Source organism: Halopseudomonas xiamenensis, assembly GCF_014219065.1.
GTDB lineage: Bacteria > Pseudomonadota > Gammaproteobacteria > Pseudomonadales > Pseudomonadaceae > Halopseudomonas > Halopseudomonas xiamenensis.
On the sequence record NZ_JACLGO010000057.1, the window covers coordinates 1 to 1739 of the forward strand.

Annotated in this window: 3 protein-coding genes; 2 read left to right on the forward strand and 1 reads right to left on the reverse strand. The window is 54.3% G+C overall.

Annotated elements, in window-relative coordinates:
• Positions 1-87: 87 nt before the first annotated feature.
• Complete coding sequence (gene cadR / locus H6X51_RS19750; protein WP_185269122.1) at positions 88-492, reverse strand: Cd(II)/Pb(II)-responsive transcriptional regulator; 405 nt, start codon at positions 490-492, stop codon at positions 88-90.
• 95 nt (positions 493-587) lie between these two features.
• Between cadR and H6X51_RS19755 the strand changes: the two genes are divergently transcribed.
• The gene (locus tag H6X51_RS19755) at positions 588-1484 is read left to right on the forward strand and encodes a cation transporter (protein WP_004574643.1); all 897 of its coding nucleotides are present in this window, start codon (positions 588-590) and stop codon (positions 1482-1484) included.
• Positions 1485-1487: 3 nt separating this feature from the next.
• A partial coding sequence (locus H6X51_RS19760; protein WP_185269123.1) for a signal peptidase II occupies positions 1488-1739 on the forward strand: 252 nt, incomplete at its 3' end.

The following is a 1739-nucleotide window of genomic DNA, read 5'->3' on the forward strand; positions in this document are numbered from 1 at the left end:
GGGTAAGCGGATTAAATGGTTGATCTTACCTTTGCATGAGAGTGAGACAGACCGGCATCTCATCGGATTATCTGGTTGATGCTTCACCTACTGCTGGTGCATGTTTCCTTCGCTAATTCCAGCAAGAACCCCACACGCCTCAACTTCCCGGTCATCGTTGCAACTCGCTCTCAGTGAAACGAGTTGTTTCTCAAGCGCTTGCAGAGCGGTTATCTGCGACCGCACATGAGAGATGTGATCATCGAGCAAGGCGTTGACGGCGGTACAAGGCTGATGAGGGTCCTGATAGCTCTGTAGTTCGTGAATCTCAGCCAGTGACAGGCCCAGGATTCTGCAGCGACGGATGAAGGCCAGCCCCTCACCATGCTTCTCGGTATAGACACGGTAACCGTTGTCCTGCCGATCAGGCGGCGGCAACAAGCCCTGCTGTTCATAGAAGCGGATCGTCTGTGTTTCGACCCCTACCAACTGCGCCAACTGACCAATGCGCATCAGCCTCCTCCCCAACGGATTCTTTACTCTATTGACCTTATAGTAGCTTTATAGTTTTAAATGGTACCACAACATTGTTCAAGTGGAGTCGTATCATGAGCAAATCCTGTGGTGGCGCCTGTGGCGGTGATGCAACGTCCGCAGCGGATACCGATATACAGGCCTCCTCCGAGGCGCCAGGGAGATGGGTCAGTGTTTATGCCGTGCCGAAGATGGACTGTCCATCAGAAGAACGAATGATTCGCCTAGCCCTGAACGGCTTTGAGGAGATTCGGGCGCTGTCCTTCGACTTGTCGAACCGCCGGCTGAAGGTCGTGCATGATGGCGAGGTCGAGCCCGTCACCTCGAAACTGAAGACCTTGGGGCTAGGCGCCTCGCTTCAGGAAACCGTCGCTGCAAATCCGGAGACCATCAAGGCCGCCGAGTTTTCGGCAGCTTCTGCTAAGCAAGAATCCGGGACCCTGCGCTGGTTGCTCGGCATCAATGCACTTCTGTTCGTGGTGGAAATGACTGCCGGTCTGATCGCCCAGTCCACCGGCCTGATTGGAGAATCCCTGGACAATTTTGCCGATGCGGCGGTGTACGGGCTTGCCCTTTATGCGGTTGGACATAGCGTGAAAATGCAGGTACGTGCCGCGCATCTTGCTGGTGTACTGCAACTGATCTTGGCTGTGGGCGTGCTCGTAGAGGTGGTGAGACGCTTTGTATTCGGTAGTGAGCCTGAATCGCTGGTGATGATGGCTATCGCATTCGTCGCATTGATTGCCAATACCAGTTGTCTGCTGCTCATATCCAAACATCGGGAAGGCGGGGCGCACATGAAGGCAAGCTGGATATTCTCGGCCAACGACGTGGTGATCAACCTGGGGGTCATCACCGCCGGCGCCCTGGTCGCGTGGACCGGTTCCAATTATCCGGATCTGATTATCGGCACCATCGCGGGGGGCATTGTACTTAACGGTGCCAGACGCATTTTGGCGTTGAAGGGTTAAATAATGCTCATTATTGGCAAAAAGCTCTCGCCGTATGCCCTATTGTCCATATCGGGCCTGCTGGCAGCGTCTGATCAGGCTGTAAAGTGGCTGGTGCAGCAATCAATGGCCTATGGCGAGTATGTTTCGGTGACCCCGTTCTTTAACTGGGTGCACCTATGGAACACCGGTGCCGCATTCAGTCTTTTTGCGAATGGTGGAGGCTGGCAGCGCTACTTTTTTATCGGAATCGCGGTAGTGGTCTCGATTTTTCTG

Excerpts from the sequence above, each read along its gene's own strand:
- cadR (WP_185269122.1), bottom strand. The coding sequence starts at position 492 with ATGCGCATTGGTCAGTTGGCGCAGTTGGTAGGGGTCGAAACACAGACG.
- H6X51_RS19755 (WP_004574643.1), top strand. The coding sequence starts at position 588 with ATGAGCAAATCCTGTGGTGGCGCCTGTGGCGGTGATGCAACGTCCGCA.